This is a genomic window from Bacillus sp. JJ1521 (assembly GCF_036965165.1).
GTDB lineage: Bacteria > Bacillota > Bacilli > Bacillales > Bacillaceae_L > Ferdinandcohnia.
Window position 1 is genome coordinate 1 of record NZ_JBALOX010000027.1, and the last position, 2,079, is coordinate 2,079.

2 protein-coding genes and 1 pseudogene are annotated in these 2,079 nt (G+C 41.6%); all 3 read right to left on the reverse strand.

The features are described 5' to 3' along the window. Positions 1–113 (reverse strand): annotated as a pseudogene (locus tag V7147_RS04965) (DNA-binding protein WhiA); the annotation flags it as partial. Between the two features lie 40 nt (positions 114–153). Beyond that, positions 154–1,125: a gluconeogenesis factor YvcK family protein gene (locus V7147_RS04970; protein WP_335366757.1), complete on the reverse strand. Its 972-nt coding sequence runs from the start codon at positions 1,123–1,125 to the stop codon at positions 154–156. Next, positions 1,125–2,015: an RNase adapter RapZ gene (gene rapZ, locus V7147_RS04975; RefSeq protein WP_335366758.1), complete on the reverse strand. Its 891-nt coding sequence runs from the start codon at positions 2,013–2,015 to the stop codon at positions 1,125–1,127. Before rapZ ends, V7147_RS04970 begins: the two co-directional genes overlap by 1 nt. Between the last annotated feature and the right edge of the window lie 64 nt (positions 2,016–2,079).

The window sequence follows — 2,079 nt, forward strand, 5'->3', positions numbered from 1 at the left end:
GAGAAGGAAAGTGCGCCATTCATTCGGATCAAAGCGGAAAGCTCGGCTATTGCGCAGCAATCTTTGATGTCTAGGTTTGTCAGTTCTTTTTTCGTCTCTGATGCAAATGACACAGGTTCCACCCTCCTTTTTATCGAAAGGATGATTTTTCAATCACCCTTTTATATCTTCTAAAAGCATATTATACAATAGATTTGCTACTTTGGTTGTGTCATGTCTGATGACGTCATTATCGTATGAGATGATTTTATCATTAATGATGGATAAACCTAAAGTAGAAAGTCTTTCTAAATCATAAACAACAGGCTTTGCCAGCTCTTTTGCATATTTTTCCTTGATACGCTCCGGAATATCACCATCATTGACCAAAATCGTATCTATGAACTTTAAACCCATATGATCATTGATGGCCTGCACATGGTCGCTTGCAGCATAGTTCAGGGTTTCCCCAGCCTGTGTCATCACGTTACAAATGTATACCTTTTTTGCTTTTGCTTTGACGACTTCTTCGCCAATTTTTGGCACAAGTAAATTTGGCAAAATGCTTGTGTAGAGGCTGCCAGGACCAATAATAATCATATCAGCCTGCTGGATCTTTTCAATGGATTCGTTTAACGGCTCCACATCATCCGGTGTTAAAAAGACACGCTTGATTTTTTTACCTGAATAGGGAATTTTGGACTCCCCCGTAACAACAGTGCCATCTTCCATTTCAGCATTTAAAACGACACTTTTATTTGCTGCTGGCAGGACTTTTCCTCGGACTTTTAGAACTTTACTCATTTCACCAACTGCATGAACAAAATCGCCAGTTATCGTTGTCATTGCCGCAAGAATCAGGTTTCCAAGTGAATGACCGGATAAGCCATTTCCACCTGCAAATCGATGCTGGAACAAATCCTCAATCAAAGGCTCCACATCAGAAAGAGCAGCTAATACATTTCGAATATCACCGGGTGGTGGAATATCCATCTCATCGCGAAGTCGACCAGAAGATCCCCCGTCATCCGCAACCGTTACAATTGCTGTAATATCAACAGGCTGATATTTTAACCCTCGTAAAAGTACGGAAAGGCCAGTTCCACCACCAATGATGACAATCTTAGGCTGTTTTGGATTGGTCATTACTTTCGTTCCTTTCTCCTCTCAATATCGCGGTGAGAAACATGGGTTTGATAATCATCCTTGAAATGATTTGCGATATATTCAGCAAGTGTAACTGAACGGTGCTGTCCGCCCGTACAACCGATTGCAATAACAAGCTGGCTTTTTCCTTCACGCTTGTATTGCGGAAGCATAAATGCAAGCAAATCAGTTACTTTTTCAATAAACTTCTGGGTTTCCGTCCATTTCAAAACATAGCTTGATACATCCTCATCAAGACCAGTCCTTGGTCTCATCGCCTCGATATAATGTGGATTCGGGAGGAATCGCACATCAAACACGAGATCAGCATCAATTGGGATGCCATACTTAAAACCAAAAGACATGACGTTGACTGAAAATGTAGGTCTTGATTGCGATGCGAACTGCTTTAATATTTTCTCCCGTAGTTCTCTTGGTTTCAAATCCGATGTGTCATAGATATACTGGGCCCTACCCTTCATTTCCTCTAGAATTTCCCGCTCTGCCTGGATGCCTTCAAGTGGTGAACCTGTTGGGGCAAGGGGATGAGAACGTCTTGTTTCCTTATAGCGCGTTACAAGTGTTGTATCCTTCGCATCAAGGAATAAGATTTGAGGAGAAATCCACGATACCTCTGAAAGCTCATCAAGGGATGCGAATAAGCTATCGAAAAATTCGCGACCCCTTAGATCCATGACAAGAGCAACTTTATGCATTTTTCCGCCAGATTCCTTCATTAACTCAAGAAACTTTGGAAGTAATGTCGGAGGAAGATTATCTACGCAAAAATACCCTAAATCTTCAAAGCTTTGAATGGCAACCGTTTTACCAGCACCTGACATTCCCGTTATTATCGTCAATTGTATTTCATTTGTTGAACCAACACTCATCGTTTTGCCTGCCTCCCTATAATCAAATGCGCCTTGGCGTATTTGTGCCCAGATTTTTTAGGCC

What these genes read in the sequence shown, in the direction of transcription:
- V7147_RS04970 (WP_335366757.1), bottom strand. Translation starts at nt 1,125, where the DNA reads ATGACCAATCCAAAACAGCCTAAGATTGTCATCATTGGTGGTGGAACT.
- rapZ (WP_335366758.1), bottom strand. Translation starts at nt 2,015, where the DNA reads ATGAGTGTTGGTTCAACAAATGAAATACAATTGACGATAATAACGGGA.